This is a genomic window from Streptomyces sp. NBC_01217, assembly GCF_035994185.1.
Classification (GTDB): domain Bacteria; phylum Actinomycetota; class Actinomycetes; order Streptomycetales; family Streptomycetaceae; genus Streptomyces.
Genome location: NZ_CP108538.1, coordinates 3,562,739 through 3,579,226 on the forward strand (window position 1 = coordinate 3,562,739; position 16,488 = coordinate 3,579,226).

16 protein-coding genes are annotated in these 16,488 nt (G+C 71.5%); 5 read left to right on the plus strand and 11 right to left on the minus strand.

Annotated elements, in window-relative coordinates; genetic code table 11:
* Nucleotides 1-61: 61 nt before the first annotated feature.
* The 4 genes from OG507_RS15605 to OG507_RS15620 form a co-directional block, all read right to left on the minus strand.
* A complete protein-coding gene (locus OG507_RS15605; protein WP_327367805.1) occupies nt 62-1,063 on the minus strand; it encodes a COG1470 family protein in 1,002 nt (333 codons plus the stop codon).
* Nucleotides 1,064-1,152: 89 nt separating this feature from the next.
* Nucleotides 1,153-1,824 (minus strand): peptidase, encoded by a 672-nt coding sequence (locus tag OG507_RS15610; RefSeq protein WP_327367806.1) that lies wholly within the window; start codon nt 1,822-1,824, stop codon nt 1,153-1,155.
* A 245-nt stretch (nt 1,825-2,069) separates the two neighbouring features.
* Nucleotides 2,070-2,591, minus strand: a complete 522-nt coding sequence (locus tag OG507_RS15615) for an ATP-binding protein (protein WP_327367807.1) — start codon at nt 2,589-2,591, stop codon at nt 2,070-2,072.
* 208 nt (nt 2,592-2,799) lie between these two features.
* A complete protein-coding gene (locus OG507_RS15620) occupies nt 2,800-3,168 on the minus strand; it encodes an STAS domain-containing protein (protein ID WP_327367808.1) in 369 nt (122 codons plus the stop codon).
* A 282-nt stretch (nt 3,169-3,450) separates the two neighbouring features.
* Between OG507_RS15620 and OG507_RS15625 the strand changes: the two genes are divergently transcribed.
* Nucleotides 3,451-4,413 carry an RNA polymerase sigma factor SigF gene (locus OG507_RS15625; RefSeq protein WP_327371984.1) on the plus strand — a complete coding sequence of 321 codons (963 nt, stop codon included), beginning with the start codon at nt 3,451-3,453 and terminating at the stop codon, nt 4,411-4,413.
* A gap of 132 nt (nt 4,414-4,545) precedes the next feature.
* On the opposite strand, the gene hutI is transcribed toward OG507_RS15625, so the two are convergent.
* The 4 genes from hutI to hutU form a co-directional block, all read right to left on the minus strand.
* Nucleotides 4,546-5,718 (minus strand): imidazolonepropionase, encoded by a 1,173-nt coding sequence (gene hutI, locus OG507_RS15630; protein ID WP_327367809.1) that lies wholly within the window; start codon nt 5,716-5,718, stop codon nt 4,546-4,548.
* A 32-nt stretch (nt 5,719-5,750) separates the two neighbouring features.
* Complete coding sequence (locus tag OG507_RS15635; RefSeq protein WP_327367810.1) at nt 5,751-7,136, minus strand: formimidoylglutamate deiminase; 1,386 nt, start codon at nt 7,134-7,136, stop codon at nt 5,751-5,753.
* Complete coding sequence (locus OG507_RS15640) at nt 7,127-8,335, minus strand: allantoate amidohydrolase (RefSeq protein WP_327371985.1); 1,209 nt, start codon at nt 8,333-8,335, stop codon at nt 7,127-7,129. Before OG507_RS15640 ends, OG507_RS15635 begins: the two co-directional genes overlap by 10 nt.
* 74 nt (nt 8,336-8,409) lie before the next feature.
* Complete coding sequence (hutU, locus tag OG507_RS15645; protein ID WP_327367811.1) at nt 8,410-10,068, minus strand: urocanate hydratase; 1,659 nt, start codon at nt 10,066-10,068, stop codon at nt 8,410-8,412.
* A gap of 48 nt (nt 10,069-10,116) precedes the next feature.
* Between hutU and OG507_RS40390 the strand changes: the two genes are divergently transcribed.
* The gene (locus OG507_RS40390; RefSeq protein ID WP_442810983.1) at nt 10,117-10,485 is read left to right on the plus strand and encodes a hypothetical protein; all 369 of its coding nucleotides are present in this window, start codon (nt 10,117-10,119) and stop codon (nt 10,483-10,485) included.
* A gap of 279 nt (nt 10,486-10,764) precedes the next feature.
* On the opposite strand, the gene OG507_RS15655 is transcribed toward OG507_RS40390, so the two are convergent.
* The 3 genes from OG507_RS15655 to OG507_RS15665 form a co-directional block, all read right to left on the minus strand.
* Nucleotides 10,765-11,352, minus strand: coding sequence for a hypothetical protein (locus tag OG507_RS15655; RefSeq protein WP_327367812.1), 588 nt, complete (start codon nt 11,350-11,352; stop codon nt 10,765-10,767).
* A gap of 119 nt (nt 11,353-11,471) precedes the next feature.
* Entirely contained in the window at nt 11,472-12,314 is an 843-nt protein-coding gene (locus tag OG507_RS15660; RefSeq protein ID WP_327367813.1) for a MurR/RpiR family transcriptional regulator, read from the minus strand.
* Nucleotides 12,311-13,903 carry an aromatic amino acid ammonia-lyase gene (locus OG507_RS15665; protein WP_327371986.1) on the minus strand — a complete coding sequence of 531 codons (1,593 nt, stop codon included), beginning with the start codon at nt 13,901-13,903 and terminating at the stop codon, nt 12,311-12,313. Before OG507_RS15665 ends, OG507_RS15660 begins: the two co-directional genes overlap by 4 nt.
* 141 nt (nt 13,904-14,044) lie before the next feature.
* Here OG507_RS15665 and OG507_RS15670 point away from each other — a divergent pair, with 141 nt between their 5' ends.
* The 3 genes from OG507_RS15670 to OG507_RS15680 are packed head-to-tail and all read left to right on the plus strand — an operon-like array spanning nt 14,045 to nt 16,482.
* Nucleotides 14,045-15,175 carry an ABC transporter ATP-binding protein gene (locus OG507_RS15670; RefSeq protein ID WP_327367814.1) on the plus strand — a complete coding sequence of 377 codons (1,131 nt, stop codon included), beginning with the start codon at nt 14,045-14,047 and terminating at the stop codon, nt 15,173-15,175.
* Nucleotides 15,172-15,816, plus strand: coding sequence for an ABC transporter permease (locus OG507_RS15675; protein ID WP_327367815.1), 645 nt, complete (start codon nt 15,172-15,174; stop codon nt 15,814-15,816). Before OG507_RS15670 ends, OG507_RS15675 begins: the two co-directional genes overlap by 4 nt.
* A 3-nt stretch (nt 15,817-15,819) precedes the next feature.
* Entirely contained in the window at nt 15,820-16,482 is a 663-nt protein-coding gene (locus OG507_RS15680; protein ID WP_327367816.1) for an ABC transporter permease, read from the plus strand.
* Nucleotides 16,483-16,488 lie beyond the last annotated feature (6 nt).

Here is a 16,488-nt window from a genome sequence, read left to right on the forward strand (position 1 = left end):
AGGAGCACGGCCGCCCGCCGGTGGCTGCCGCCGCGGAGTGATGCCGGTCCGGCCTGTCCAGTCACGATTCCACTCCCGCCTTCACCAAATACCTTCTTCCGGTATGCCGTTGGCCTCCCGAGGACGGTCCGGGCCGGCCGCCGTCGCCATCGCCCGGTGGCCGTCCGCGTGCGCGCCGGAGCCGGCAGGCGTACGCGCCTGCGGCGACCGCGGCCAGGAGCAGCAGCGCGGCGCCGCCCGCCGCCCACGGGACGAATACCGCGCGGGCCGTCGCCTCGCCGTGCGCTCCGCCCGCCGCCGTGACGCGCAGCCGGACGGTCGCCGAATCGAGGGCCGGGGCGTCCCGCCACGGCTCACTGAGCCTGACGCGCTGTCCGGGCAGCAGCTCCACCGGGAGCGTGCGCGCCCCGCGCCGCAGCAGCTTCCCGAACACCCCGTCGGCGCCGACGGCGAGGCGCGGGGTCAGTGCCGTGTTGCCGCGGTTGACCAGCGTGTAGTGGATGGTCCGCCCGGACACGGAGACGTCCTCGACGGTGAGCGCGGCCAGCGTCGGTCCGCCGACCCGTAGTTGGATGCGTACGCCCATCGAGCGGTCGCCGCTGCGCACGATGATCGCGCCGGGGTGGTCGCCGGGCGTCGCGCCCGCCGGGACCGTGACGGAGAACGGCACATCGGCGCGGGTGCGGGCCGGCACGGTCACCTCGGCGGCGGCGGTCCGCAGCCAGGCGCCGGTCCCGGTGGAGCCCTTGCCGTCGCGTACCGCGAATCCGCCGTCGTCGGTGTTGTACGCGTCGGCGCCGCGCAGCCGCACGGTGACCGGGGCCGTACCGGAGTTGGTGACGGAGAGCCGGTCCTGGAGCACGGTGCCGGGCGGTCCCTCCAGATAGAAGTACGGTCTTGCGCCGCCGGTACCGGAACCGCTCACCGCGGGCTGCGCCGTCCACGACTCGGTGCCCGCGGGCTTCGGTGTCCGCGTCTCGGCACCGGCCGCCGGGGTCATGGCGAGGGTGAACAGCAGTACGGCGAGGGCGAGTCGGGTGGCGTGACCGGTCGGCGACGGCATGGGCTGCTCCCTGGTGCGTGGTCGACGGCGGAGGGATCGTGGGGCCGGGACCTTCCTTCCGGGTCCGGCAGGATCCGGAAGGAAGGTCCCTAGCGGCCGACGGCCCCCTGTCCGCGTCTGGTCAGCCAGAGCACCCCGGCCGCGCCGGTCAGCAGCACCGTGCCGCCGAGCGTGCCGAGCGCCACGGCCGAGTCGAGCGGACCGGTCTTCGGCAGCTGACCGCCGTTGTCCGGGGTGCTCTGCGACGCGTTGCCCGCGGCCGTCACATCGAGTCGGAGCGAAGGCCCCGGGTTGTTGGAGGGGGTGCAGGTCGTGGTCGTACCCAGCGCCTTGATGGTCAGCACACCGGCGGTGAAGTCGACCTTTCCGCTGTTCTTCGGGGTGTACGTACCCGTCAGGTCACTGATCTTGATGGGGGTGTTGGCGGGGATGGCCGCGGGGTTCGGCGCGCCGGAGACCCGGACCTGGCCCGTGTCGGCGCCGCTCACCCTGATGACCGCACTGGGGTTCATCGCGCCCTTGCCCAGCTCGACGGGGCTGGACGAGACGCCCTTCTGGAAGGACATCGTGAGCTTGTATCCGCCGCCGCTCCTGACGCTCTTGATGTCGATGGGGGACACAGCGCTCTTGTCCCCGATCGGGGTCTTGCACTGGTAGTCGACGTCCACGACCGTGGCGTGGGCGGCGGGCGCGGCCAGCAGCACCACCGTGCCCGCCAGCGCGGACGCCAGCGCGAGAGCTGTTCGCTTCTGGTAGGACACCTTGAGTTCCCCTCATGCCGGAAGTCGCCGCGCGCCGTCTCTCACCGACGCAAGTTACTGACGACACATCAGATCGGGCGCTCAAGGTACGCCCGGGGCCTTGTGGAGGGAAGACAAAGAGCGCGCCGATCCGGCGCGCTCTTCAAGGGCGCAAATGCGGGGACGCAGGCACTCGTACGCGTGTCCGCACACACATCCACACAGGTATCCGAATGCATACGCGCATCCGCGGCCCGGACAAGTGGCTATGCGGGGGCGGCCAGTTCCGCCCAGACCGTTTTCCCTGCCCGGCCGTCCACCCGCAGGACGCCCCAGTCCAGGCAGAGCCGCTGCACGATGAACATGCCGTGCCCGCCGGGCCGTCCGGCCCGGTGCGGGGTGCGCGGCGCGGGCTGTCCCGCACCCCCGTCGACGACCTCCACCCGCAGCACCTTCACCGTGCAGGCGATACGCAGTTCCTCAGGGCCCTCCGCATGCAGACAGGCGTTGGTGACCAGCTCGGAGACGACCAGCAGGACGTCCTCGGCGGCGGCCCTTCCGTCGGCGCTCGACGCGGGGAGCCAGCCCCAGTCGTGGAGCGCCTGGCGGGCGAAGTCACGGGCCGTCGGCACGATGCCGCCGATTCCCCGCAGCGACAGCGTGCGCCACTGCCGCTCGGCCGGTTCGGGGGAGGCCGCACCGGCACCCGCGTCCGGGCGTTCGCCCACGCCGGCGTCCTCCGGCTCACGGCCGAGATCGCCCGGCGGATGCTGCCGGGTGGTGCTCATCAGCGCTTCACCTCACCGATTCACCATGTCGCCATTGAACAGTTACGAGTACAGATAGTCGCAGGTACGGATACGGAGTGTGCGGGCCGCCCATGGCTCCGCCGGGTGTCTCCTGCCCGGCCGAATCGTGACAACACCCACTTCATCTACGCGGATCGCGTGACACGGGCAACACATGGGGCTCCCGGGCGCGTGAACCGCGCCACGATCACGTATCCAGGGCCTCTTCGAGGGAGTCGTGGACGGTGAAGACCGCCTCGGCCCCGGTGATCTCGAAGACCCGCGCCACCACGGGCAGCATTCCGGCCAAATGGACCCCTCCCCCGGCCGCCTCCGCCTTGAGGCGGGCACCGAGCAGCACATTGAGCCCGGTGGAATCACAGAATTCGAGTCGCGAGCAGTCGACCACCAGGCGTACCCGCCCTTGCTCGACCGCGCTCTCCAGGGGCTCCCGCAGCAGATCCGCCGTGTGGTGATCCAGCTCACCCACCGGCGTCACGACCTCGCTGCGCCCTTCGGTGCGGGCCTCGACCTGAAGCCGACCCTGGTTCGCACTGCCGACCGTCCCGCGGTCCATGCCCGTTCCTCTTCGCCGTTCGTCACTGCCTGCGTCTCTGTGTACGCAGATTCGTACGTGCTGTCGCTGACGTTCTTGAAACAGTACGCGTTCCGTACGCCACGCGGTACCCGAAAAACCCAACAAACCGGACATATAGCAGTAATTGGCGCTTGTAACTGCCCGTCCGGACCGGGTAAGGGTAGAGGTCCACCCAAAACACGGCCGGCTCGGAGGCGCCGCTTCACCGCACGCACACGTATGGGCATCGGCAGCCATATGCCGAGAACGATGGAGGAGACCATGTCACCCCGGCTCGACGGACCGCGTACCCCCGACGCGACGTCAGCACGTCCTCAGGGACTGACCCAATCAGACTCCCCTGCCGCGAACGCCGGAGACGGCACGCGCAACAGCAGTAGCAGCAGCACCGCTGTCCACAACTACGGCGCCCCCGAAGGTCTCGAAGGACTTCCCGAGATCCCGCCCTTCGGCGAAGTGGGACCGCTGGACGCCAGGGCCCTGTCGAAGACGCTCTTCGCGCGGCTCGAATCCCTCGAAGAGGGCACCCACGAGCACGCGTACGTACGCAACACGCTCGTCGAACTGAACCTGGCCCTGGTCAAGTTCGCCGCCTCCCGGTTCCGCTCCCGCAGCGAACCGATGGAGGACATCATCCAGGTCGGCACGATCGGACTGATCAAGGCGATCGACCGCTTCGAGCTCAGCAGGGGCGTGGAGTTCCCGACGTTCGCGATGCCGACCGTCGTCGGTGAGATCAAGCGCTTCTTCCGCGACACCAGTTGGTCCGTGCGCGTACCGCGCCGGCTGCAGGAGCTGCGGCTCGACCTGGCCAAGGCGGGCGACGAGCTCGCCCAGAAGCTGGATCGTTCACCCACCGTGGGCGAGCTCGCCGACCGCCTGGGCATCACCCACGACGAGGTCGTCGAGGGTATGGCCGCGAGCAACGCGTACACCGCGAGCTCGCTGGACGCCAAGCCCGTGGAGGACGACCACGAGGGCGCACTGGCGGACCGCATCGGCTACGAGGACCACGGGCTCGAAGGCATCGAGTACGTCGAGTCGCTGAAGCCGCTGATCGCCGCGCTGCCCGGCCGCGACCGCAGGATCCTCTCGCTCCGGTTCGTCGCCAACATGACGCAGTCGGAGATCGGCGAGGAGCTGGGCATCTCCCAGATGCATGTGTCGCGGCTGCTCTCCCGCACGCTGGGCAGGCTCCGCAAGGGCCTGACGCTGGAGGAGTGAACGGGACCGTCGCACGCCGTCCCACGGAAGGACCTGCCCGGCAAGGGGCGGGTCCTTCCGCGCGCTTGACGCAGCATCAGGAACTATGACGCAGCAAGCAGGAACGTTGGGACTGCGGCGGCTGACGCTCGCTCAGACGACGCGTTCGCCGCGCTGCCAGACCGCGTGGACCAGCGGGACGCCGGGCCGGTAGGCGAGGTGGACATGGCTGGGTGCGTCGAGGAGGACCAGATCGGCGCGGGCGCCGGGGGCGATGCGGCCGATGTCCGTACGGCGCAGGGCCGTCGCGCCGCCCGCGGTGGCGGACCAGAGGGCCTCGTCCGGGGTCATGCCCATGTCGCGTACGGCGAGGGCGATGCAGAAGGGTACGGAGGACGTGAACGACGAGCCCGGGTTGCAGTCGGTGGAGAGCGCGACGGTGACGCCCGCGTCGAGGATGCGGCGGGCGTCCGGCCAGGTGGCGCGGGTGGAGAACTCGGCGCCGGGGAGCAGCGTTGCGACGGTGTTGCCCTGGGCCAGGGCGTCGACGTCCGCGTCGGTGAGGTGGGTGCAGTGGTCGGCGGACGCGGCGTCGAGTTCGACGGCGAGCTGCACACCGGGGCCGTGGCCGAGCTGATTGGCGTGGACGCGGGGGTGCAGGCCCTTCGCCATGCCCGCGGTCAGGATCGCGCGGGCCTGGTCCCCGTCGAAGGCGCCCCTCTCGCAGAAGACGTCGACCCAACGGGCGTACGGGGCACAGGCGTCGAGCATCGCTCCGGTGACCAGGTCGACGTAGCCGGCCGGGTCGTCGGTGTAGTCCGGGGGGACGATGTGGGCGCCGAGGTAGGTGACCTCCTCGGTGTGCCGGGCGGCGATGCGCAGGGCGCGGGCCTCGTCCTCGACGGTGAGGCCGTAGCCGGACTTGGTCTCGAAGGTGGTGGTGCCCTGGCGCAGGGCCTCGGCGAGGTAGCGGGTGACGTTGGCGGAGAGTTCGTCGTCGGTGGCGGCGCGGGTGGCGGCGACCGTGGTCCTGATGCCGCCCGCGCTGTAGGGGCGGCCGGACATCCGGGCGTTGAACTCCTCGGTGCGGTCGCCCGCGAACAGGAGGTGGGAGTGGGAGTCGACGAAGCCGGGGATCATTGCCCGGCCGCCCGCGTCGACGGCGTTGTCAGTGGCGGGTGCTTTGCTTGATTCACCGGTCCAGACGACCCGGTCGCCCTCGATGACGACGGCCGCGTTCCGGATCGGGCCCAGGGGGGAATCCGCGCGGAGGGAGGGGTCGTTGGTGACCAGACTGGCGATGTTGATGATGGCGGTCGTCGTCATCGGGGGGCTGCTCTCCTTGCGGGGGTCCGGCGTCAGCCGTGCAGGGCTGCGATGGCCGAGGCGAGTGCTGCGGGGACGTCCTCGACCAGCGTGTGCTGCCCGTCGCGGACGATGTGCCGGCCTGCCACGACCGTGTGCCGCACATCGGCTGCGGAGGCGGCGAATACGGCTGCTTCGGCAGCGAGCCGGGGCGCCGCTCCCACTGTTCTGACGGAGTCCAGGGCGACGGTCGCCAGATCGGCGGGCGCACCGGGTTCGATGGTGCCCGCCTGCGGCCGGCCGAGTGCGGCATGTCCGTCGGCCGTCGCGGCGCGCAGCAGGGCGGCGGCCGTCCAGTGACCGCGCGCCCGGGTGCGCAGGCGTTCGTTGAGCTCCATCGCCCGGGCCTCTTCGAAGAGGTCGATCACGGCGTGGCTGTCGCTGCCCAGGGAGAGCGGCGAGCCGGCGCGCTGGAGGGCGACGGCGGGGCCGATCCCGTCGGCGAGGTCGCGTTCCGTGGTGGGGCACATACAGGTGCCGGTCGCCGAGGAGCCGAGGAGCGCGATGTCCTCGCCGGTGAGATGGGTGTTGTGGATGCCGGTGGTGCGCGGGCCGAGGACCCCGTGGTCGGCGAGGAGCCGGGTGGGTGTGCAGCCGTGGGCGGCGAGGCAGGCGTCGTTCTCCGCGGTCTGTTCGGAGAGGTGGACATGGAGCGGAGCCTGCCGCTCCTCGGCCCAGGCGGCGACGGTCGCGAGCTGCGCGGCCGGTACGGCGCGCACGGAGTGGACGGCCGCGCCGATCAGGGCGTGGTCGCCGCCCTTGAGGAGGGAGGCGCGTTCGGCCCAGGCGTCCGCGGTGAGGTCGGAGAACCGCAGCTGGTGCTGGTCGGGCTCCTGGTACCGGTTGGGGCGCCGACCGAATCCGGCGGAGAGATAGGCGGTGTCCAGCAGCGTGATCCGGATACCGGCCTCGCCCGCCGCCGCGATCAGCGCCTCGCCCATCGCGTTCGGGTTGGCGTACGGGGTGCCGCCCGGCGCGTGGTGCAGATAGTGGAATTCGCCGACCGCGGTGATGCCGGCCAGGGCCATCTCGGCATACACGGCACGGGCGAGGTCGTAGTACGAATCGGGGGTGAGCCGGGAGGCGACCTGGTACATGGTCTCGCGCCAGGTCCAGAAGGTGCCGGAGCCGACCTGGACGGTGGAGCGCAGGGCGCGGTGGAAGGCGTGCGAGTGGGTGTTGGCGAGCCCGGGAAGGGTGAGTCCGCGCAGCACCGTGGCGCCCGGCGGCGGGGTGGCGACGCCGGTGCGGACGCCCGCGATGACCCCGCCGGACACGTCCAGGACGACGCCGGGCTCGACATGGGTGCCGAGCCAGGCGTGCGACAACCAGTACGTGTCGGTGACGGGCCCGCCCGTCGGCTCCGTTGTCAGCTGCACGCGAGACCTTCCAGTACATCGGCGAGAGCGATCACCCCGGCCACGCAGTCGTCCTCGGCGGCGTGTTCGGCCGGCGAGTGCGAGATCCCGGTGGGGTTCCGTACGAACAGCATGGCGGTCGGGGCCGATGCGGACAAAATACCCGCGTCGTGCCCGGCGCCGGTGCCGAGGACGGGTACGGCGCGCTCGGCCTCGTCCCGGCCCGCCAGGATCTTGCCGAGCTCGTCGCGCAGGGCGTGCTCGAACTCCACGACGGGCGTGAAGGACTCGCGTACGACATCGAGGTCGATCCCGGCGCGCTCGGCGTGTTCCCGGGCGGCCCGCTCGATGCCAGTGACCACGGCGTCCAGGCGGGACTGGTCGGCGGCGCGGGAGTCGAGCCAGCCGCGGACGAGGGAGGGGATGGCGTTGACACCGTTCGGCTCGACGGCGACCTTGCCGAAGGTGGCGACGGCCCCGGCGAGTTCCGCCTCGCGGCGGGCGGCCAGCACGGTCTCGGCGTACGTGAGCATCGGGTCGCGCCGGTCGGCCAGGCGGGTGGTGCCCGCGTGGTTGGCCTCGCCCCGGAAGTCGAACCTCCAGCGCCCGTGCGGCCAGATCGCGGAGGCGATGCCGACCGGATCGCCGGTGAGGTCGAGGGCGCGCCCCTGCTCGACGTGCAGCTCGACGAACGCACCGATACGGGCGAGCCGTTCCGGGTCCGGGCCGATGGCGTCGGCGTCGTACCCGGCCGCCTCCATGGCCTGCGGCAGCGTGATGCCGTCGCCGTCGCGGAGCCGGTGCGCCGCCTCGACGGTCAGCTGCCCGGCGGCGAGCCGGGAGCCCACACAGGCGAGCCCGAACCGGGCCCCCTCCTCGTCGCCGAAGTTGCTGATGGCCAGCGGCCGGGTGAACTCCGCTCCCCTGCGGCGGAGTTCATCGAGCGCGGCGAAGGAGGAGATCACGCCGAGCGGTCCGTCGAAGGCGCCGCCGTCGGGCACCGAGTCGAGGTGCGACCCGGTGACGACGGCATCGTCACCGAGCGGGTCCCCGAGCCAGGCCCACTGGTTGCCGTTCCGGTCGACCTCGTAGGTGAGTCCGCGCGCCTCGGCCTGCGCCCGGAACCAGGCACGGCAGTCGGCATCGGCCCCGGTCCAGGCGTAGCGGCGGTAGCCGCCGCTGTCCTGGTGCCTGCCGACGGGAAGGAGCTCCCGCCACATGTCCTGGAACGAGGATGCACCGCCCCCGGCCCCGCTCCGTGCACGGACCACGGCCTGCGCGCCACCGTCCCGGGTCACTGCTCCTCCGTCATCGGCACGCGCACACCCTTGTCCGCGGCGACGGACTCCGCGATGTCGTACCCGGCGTCGACATGCCGGATCACGCCCATGCCCGGGTCGTTGGTGAGCACCCGGCGGATCTTCTCGCCGGCCAGCTTCGTACCGTCGGCGACGGTCACCTGTCCGGCGTGGATGGAGCGCCCCATCCCGACGCCGCCGCCGTGGTGGATGGAGACCCAGGAGGCGCCGGACGCCACGTTGACCATGGCGTTCAGCAGCGGCCAGTCGGCGATCGCGTCGGAGCCGTCCAGCATGGCCTCGGTCTCGCGGTACGGGGAGGCCACCGACCCGCAGTCCAGGTGGTCCCGGCCGATGGCCAGCGGGGCGGCCAGCTCGCCGCTCGCCACCATGTCGTTGAACCGCTCGCCGGCCCGGTCGCGCTCGCCGTAGCCGAGCCAGCAGATCCGGGCGGGCAGTCCCTGGAAGTGGACGCGTTCGCCGGCCATCTTGATCCAGCGGTGCAGCGACTCGTTCTCGGGGAAGAGTTCGAGCATCGCCTTGTCGGTCTTGTGGATGTCCGATGCCTCGCCAGAGAGCGCGGCCCAGCGGAACGGGCCCTTGCCCTCGCAGAACAGCGGCCGGATGTACGCGGGGACGAACCCGGGGAAGTCGAACGCCCGGTCGTAGCCCGCCAGCCGGGCCTCGCCGCGGATCGAGTTGCCGTAGTCGAAGACCTCGGCCCCGGCGTCCATGAAGCCGACCATCGCCTCGACGTGCTTGGCCATCGACTCCCGTGCGCGCTGCGTGAAGTCGGCGGGCTTCTCGGCGGCGTACGAGGCCATGTCGTCGAAGTCGACGCCGAGCGGCAGGTAGGCGAGCGGGTCGTGCGCGCTGGTCTGGTCGGTGACGATGTCGATCGGGGCGCCCTCGGCGAGCATCCGGGGCAGCAGCTCCGCGGCGTTGCCGAGCAGCCCGATGGAGAGCGGCCTGCGCGCGTCGCGGGCCTCGGTGGCGAGCTGGAGCGCGTGCTCCAGGGAGTCGGCGCGCACGTCCAGGTAGCGGTGCTCGATGCGGCGCTCGATGGCGCGCGGGTCGCAGTCGATACAGATCGCGACGCCGTCGTTCATGGTGACCGCGAGCGGCTGGGCGCCGCCCATGCCGCCGAGTCCGGCGGTCAGGGTGATCGTGCCGGCCAGCGTCCCGTTGAACTTCTTGGCGGCGACGGCGGCGAAGGTCTCGTACGTGCCCTGCAGGATGCCCTGCGTGCCGATGTAGATCCACGACCCGGCGGTCATCTGGCCGTACATGGTGAGTCCGAGCGCCTCCAGGCGGCGGAACTCCTCCCAGTTCGCCCAGTCGCCGACCAGGTTGGAGTTGGCGATCAGGACGCGCGGCGCCCACTCGTGGGTCTGCATGACGCCGACCGGCCGCCCGGACTGGACGAGCATCGTCTCGTCCTGCTTGAGCGTGCGCAGCGTGCGCACCATCGCGTCGAACGAGCGCCAGTCGCGGGCCGCCTTGCCCGTGCCGCCGTAGACGACGAGCTTGTCGGGGTGCTCGGCCACCTCGGGGTCGAGGTTGTTCTGCAGCATGCGCAGGGCGGCTTCCTGCTGCCATCCCAGGGCGCTCAGTTCCGTACCGCGCGGTGCCCGTACGGGGCGGGGTCCTGACATGGCAATGCCTCCTCGCGTCTGTGATGCTTCTATTCACATCCTGTCGCCATGAATACTTGTAGTCAACAGCCCGCGCCCGAAAGACCAGTCCGGAAGCCGGGGAGCGGCACCGAAGACGGACAGAACGCGACAGGGGCGTCGACGGGTCCGACCGTTTCCGACCGCCTTTCGCATGTACCAATGGAAAATGCCAGAACCCCCACCCCAGGCGAGAACGCCGTTACGCGGACGGGTGCGGCGCCTGTGGTGGAGGACGTCATCGTCACCACCCGCACCGGCTACCACATCCTCCGATTCGTCGATACGGCCTTCGACAGCAGCGTCTTCCTGCATCTGTGGCTCGACCGCTCCGACGGCAACCTGGCGCTCGCCCGGATCCGGCTGGGCGAGATGACGGAGCGGCTGGTCCTGGCATGAGAACCACCGCGCCCGGGAGAACCTCCCCCGCGAGAGCAGCCTCCGCCCTCTCTCCCATGCTCCAGCGCCTCGCCGCCGAGGGCGCCACCGGCGCATCGAGGACATCCTGATCACCCTCGGCACCCAGTACCACCTGATCCGGCTGCTCAAGGCACGCGGCACCAGCGGTCTCTTCCTCTACCTGGTGCTGGACTCCGCCCGCGCCAACCTGGCGATGGCCCGCCACCGGCTGAAGCGGATCGAAGCAGAACTGGAGGTCTGACCTCCGCCGCACGCCCCTCAGCGGCGCCGCGCCCCACCGGGTGCGGCGTCGCCCGCCACAGGCCCGGTCGTCCGGTACGCCGCAACCTGCCTGCCCGCCGGCCGCCCCCTCTCCACCCAGTCGGTCCGCACCCAGTACAGGACGTCGTCCTTGCGCTCCCGCCGGCCGATCCGCACGGCCTTGAGCCACAGCCCGGCCCCGGCACCCGCGAGCACCAGCCCACCGGCGCCGGGCAGCAGGAACCCACTGGCGATCGCCACGAGGAATGCGCCCAGCAGCCACCACCGGTGCCCGCGACGCCAGTTGCGTACGGTCACGGCCCGGTCCTGGAGGAAGTCGGTCCGCCCGGCACGGGTGGCGGCCCGGGCCAGTTCCGCGTACCTGCCTCCACGTACGAGCGCCACCACCACTGCGGTGACCAGGAAGAGCGCGGCTCCGGCGAGCAGTCCGATCCGCCGGCCGGTGAGCCCCGGGACGAGCGCGCCGACAGCGGCGGCGAGCAGCCCCGGCCACCACAGCACTGCGGCTCCTGCCCGTACGATCACGGCCACCCTTGCCAACGACTGCGCTCCGCGCCCCACGTCCGTACCCCTCTCGACAGCCATCGGTGCTGTTTACGTGGGCGCAGATTAATGGCCGTGTCTGAGCAATTTCTGAAAATCCGCAGTGATTCCCGGACTCCCGGACTCCCGGCCGAGCATCCGTCAGTAGCCCCGGCCCGCGCTCACTCGGCGAACAGACCGCGCGCCGCCGCCCGTGCGTCGAACTCCTCCAGCCGCGCCTGCGCGTCGGGCAGGTCGTCGCACATCGCCTCCAGCAGCACCCGCCCCAGCAGCATCGGCGCACATGCCGTGTCGAAGGCGAGCCCGGTGCCGACGGCCGCCGGAATCAGTAGATCGCTGTGTCTGGCCACCGGGGCGAACGCCGAATCGGCCACCGACACCACGGTCAGCCCCTGTTCCTGGGCGTACGCGAGCGCGTCCACGACCTCCTTCGGGTGGCGCGGCAGCGCGAAGCAGACCAGCGCGCTCGCCCCTGCCCGCCGCGCGGCGTCGATACGGTCGCGCAGCATGCTGCCGCCCTCGTCGAGCACCCGCACATCCGGGTGGACCTTGGCTGCGAAGTAGCCGAAGCCACGCGCCTGCGAGGAGGCGGCGCGCAGCCCGAGCACGGGCAGCGGCCGTGACGCGGCGAGCAGCCGTCCCGCCCGCTCGACGGGAGTGGGGTCGGCGAGCAGCTCGGCGAGGTGCTGCAGGTTCTCGATCTCGGCGTGGACGGCCTGCTGGTATTCGTTGTACGTGTCGTCGACGGCGCCCGCCGCCTCACCGGATCCCGGCGCGACCTCCCGCAGGTGCTTGCGCAGCGCCGGATACCCGTCGAATCCGAGCGCGACGGCGAAACGGGTGACGGACGGCTGGCTGACCCCGGCCAGCTCGGCCAGTTCCACGCTGGACAGGAACGGCACATCAGCGGCCCGCCGGACCATGGAGTGCGCGATGCGCCGCTGGGTGGGCGTGAGCCGGTGCCCCTCGAAGAGCTGCTGCAACCGCGCGGCCGGGCTGCTCATGCTGTCCCCCTTGTACTGGTGAGTCCGGTGTCCCGGCTCGTTCCGGTGAGTCCGGTGTTCCACAGATCCGTGCAGCGGTCGAGCAGTTCCCCGGCCGCCGTCTTCACATCATCGGTGAGCGGCCGGTCCGCGAGGTCCGCGTCGAGCAGTGAATCGGCGAGCGCGAACGCCCGCCCGACCGGCAGCTCAGGATCGGGCCGCAGATCGCGCAGGCGCAACGCCCGTACGGCGGAGACGAGTTCGCAGGCGACGACCTGCCGGTAGGCACCGCAGGCGCGCAGTGCCTGACGGGCGGCCAGCGAGGCGAAGCTGGCCTGCTCCTCGACCCCGCGGGAGAGCACGGCATGCCCGAGCGAGGCGGGCGCGGAGAACGCCCGCAGATCACCGAGGGCCGCCCCGGCCGCGTACTCCAGGATCATCACGCCCGAGGCGGCGGGCTCGCCGTCCGCGAGGAACGGCCGCAGCCGGGTGAAGGACGGCTCGTTGAGAGCCGAGAGCCGGGAGGTGGAGAGCCGGGCCACCTGGGTGACCGCGAGCCTGAAGTGATCGAGAGCCAGGGCGAGTTGGGCCATGTAGAAGCCGCCGTGGTGGTAGGCGGCGGGGCTGTCGTTGAGACCGGCGTCCGGGCAGATCAGCGGGTTCTCGGCGGCGGCGTTGATCTCGACGGCGAGGACACGTTCGAGCGCGTCGGCGGCGTCCTGCGCGGGGCCGTGGATCTGCGGCAGACAGCGGAATCCGTACGGGTCCTGGATCCGGCCGAGCGGCGGTCCCGGGCGGTCGGGGGCGCCGAGCAACTGCCGCATCCGCGCCGCTACCTGGTACGAGCCGGGGTGCGGACGGGCGGCGTGGACCGGCTCGGCGTACGCCTCGTACGAACCGTCGACCGCGAGCAGCGAGAGCGCGGCGACCGCTTCGGTGGCGGTGACGAGCCGGCGCAGCTCGTCGAGCGCGAGGGCCGCCTGGCCGAGGGTCAGGGCGTTGCTGCTGATCAGGGCGAGGGCGTCGTTGTTGTCGAGCGGCTGGGGCTCCGGGGCGGCGCCGGGCCCCTGCCAGGGGTGCTCCCCGGCGATCGCGAGTCCGACCTGGGCGAGAGCCGCGATGTCACCGGTACCGACCGAACCGAACTCGTTGACCACCGGATGCGCGCCGGCCTCCAGCGCCTCGCAGAGAGCGACGACGACGGCGAGCCGCAGTCCGGCGCCGCCCGCGAGCAGCTGGTTGGCGCGCACGGCGAGCATGGCGCGGACCTCGCGGGCGGGCAGCGGGTCGCCGATGGCCCCGGCGTGGCTGCGCAGCAGGCGCAGCCCGTGATCGGCGGCGGCCTCGGTGGGTACGCCCTCGCTGCGATTGGCGCCGACCCCGGTGGAGCGCCCGTACACCCGCCCGGTCGCGGCGAGCTCGCGGGCGGCCGTCCAGGACCGGTCGACACGCCTCATCGCCTCGGCACCGGGCACGGGCCGGGCGGTACCACGGGCGATCCGGACGACATCGGCGACGGGAAGGGTCCGGCCGTCGAGCTCGACGACGGAGACGGCATGGTCCGCGGCCCACCCACCGAAGGGCGAGGAGTCCATCATGTGGGACGACATCATGCGCGAACCCTCCTCATTCAGACACTGCGTCTCGCCGCTCGGGCTTCTGTAACCAGTGTTTTACCCCGAGGCATTGACAACCTATTCAGTCAACAAGAACTCTGCATGACTATATGCAGCCGGGGCAAGGGACGATCGATGATCAAATTCGACGCAGTGAACAAGCGTTTCCCGAGCGGCACGACAGCAGTTCATGAGCTCAGCCTGACCATGCCGGAGGGCGGCATCACCGTCCTGGTCGGTTCGTCCGGCTGCGGCAAGACCACCACTCTCCGGATGATCAACCGTATGGTCGATCCGAGCTCCGGCACGATCACGCTCGGCGGCCGGAACATCCTCGAAGCGGACGCCGCCGAGCTCCGCCGGGGCATCGGATACGTCATCCAGCAGGCCGGGCTCTTTCCGCACCGCACGATCCTCGACAACATCGCCACGGTCCCGCTGCTGCTGGGCCACGGACGAAAGCGCGCCCGGGCCCGCGCGGCCGAACTGCTGGAGACGGTCGGACTTCCGGCAGACGCCGCCAAGCGCTACCCGCACCAGCTCTCCGGCGGCCAGCAGCAGCGCGTCGGTGTCGCACGTGCGCTCGCCGCCGATCCGCCGGTGCTGCTGATGGACGAGCCGTTCGGCGCGGTCGACCCCGTCGTCAGGACCCAGCTCCAGGACGAGCTGCTCCGCCTCCAGCAGGAGCTGAACAAGACCATCGTCTTCGTCACCCATGACATCGACGAGGCGGTGCGGCTCGGCGACCGGATCGCCGTCTTCCGCACCGGCGGTCATCTGGTGCAGTGCGCACCGCCCGCCGAACTCCTCGCGCGCCCGGCCGACGACTTCGTCGCCGACTTCCTCGGCGCCGAACGCGGCCTGAAGCTGCTCTCCTTGAGCACGCTCGCGGATCTCCCCCGACAGCCGGCGACGACGGTACGGGCCGACGAACCCGCCCCCGCCGGGCGCGCCGACTGGCAGCTGGTCGTCTCCGCCAAGGGCGAACCCCTCGGCTGGCTGGACCCGGCAGCCGCTCCGTCGGGCCCGGCGGGCGACGCCCCGCTGCTCCCCGTACGGCCGCTGCGCGACACCGACTCGCTGCTCTCCGCGCTGAACGAGTCGGTCGCTTCCCCGGCCGGCCTGATAGCCCGGGTCGACGAGGCGGGCGTACTGACCGGGGTCACCGCGCGCGAGGCCGTCCACGTGCGGGCTGGGGACGCCCACACCGCAGCGGTCGCGACCCCTGGGCCCATGACGGTTCCGGCCGGAAAGGGCAGCGCATGACCATCGACCGGTCGTGGATCTCCGACCACGCGAGCAACCTCGCCACCCTCACCGTCTCCCATCTCCAGGCCGCCCTGACCGCCGTGCTCCTCGGCCTGCTGATCTCGCTCCCGCTGGCCGTCCTGGCCCACCGGGTGCGCCCCCTGCGCGGCTTCCTCCTGGGCCTGTCGAACATCCTCTTCACGATCCCGTCCATCGCGGTCTTCGTCCTTCTCCTGCCGGTGTCCGGCCTCACCCGCACCACCACGGTGATCGGCCTGACCGTCTACACACTGGTCGTGCTCCTCCGCAACACGGTCGAGGGCCTGGACTCCGTCCCGGCGCGCACCAGGGAGGCCGCCAAAGCCATGGGCACCCGCCCGTTGCGCATCCTGCTCGCCGTCGAGCTCCCCCTCGCCCTCCCCGTGATCATGGCGGGCGTACGGATCGCCACGGTCATGTCGATCTCGCTGGTCAGCGTGGCCACGTACATCGGCGACGGCGGCCTCGGCCAGCTCTTCACCGACGGGTTCCAGCGCAACTTCCCGACCCCGGTGGTCGTCGGCACCGCCCTGACCCTGCTGCTCGCGCTGGTCGCGGACGCGGCGCTGGTGGCCGTGCAGTACGTGCTCACCCCCTGGAAGCGGAAGCAGAGGGCCTGACCGATGTACGAACTCTTCGCGAACCTCGGCACCTGGCTGACCAGCGCCGAACAGTGGCAGGGCCCGGACGGCATCGGGCACCGCCTGGCCGAGCATCTCCAGTACTCGCTCCTCGCCACCTTGATCGCGACGGCCATCGCGCTCCCGATCGGCCTGCTCATCGGCCACACGGGGCGCGGCGCGTTCCTCGCCATCAACCTCTCGTCGTTCGGCCGGGCGCTCCCCACGGTCGGCCTGGTGGTGCTGGTCTTCCTGGCCAGCGGTCTGTCGATGACCCCCGTGTACGTGGCGCTGGTCGCCCTCGCCGTCCCGTCGATCGTCACCAACACCTACGCCGGGATGACCGCCGTCGACCCGGAGGTGAAGAACGCCGCCCGCGGCCAGGGCATGCGTGGCCACCAGATCCTGTGGCAGGTGGAACTCCCCCTCGCCCTCCCCCTGATCATGACCGGCCTGCGCCTCGCCCTGATCCAGGTCGTCGCCACCGCCACGGTCGCCGCCTACGTCAGCTTCGGCGGCCTCGGCCGGTACGTCTTCGACGGCCTGGCCCAGCGTGACCTCGTCCAGGTACTGGGCGGCGCGGTCCTGGTGGCGGTCGTGGCCGTCGCCCTGGACCTGGCCCTGTCCGGACTGCAGCGCATCCTCTTCCGCCACCGCACCGCCTGAGGAGAC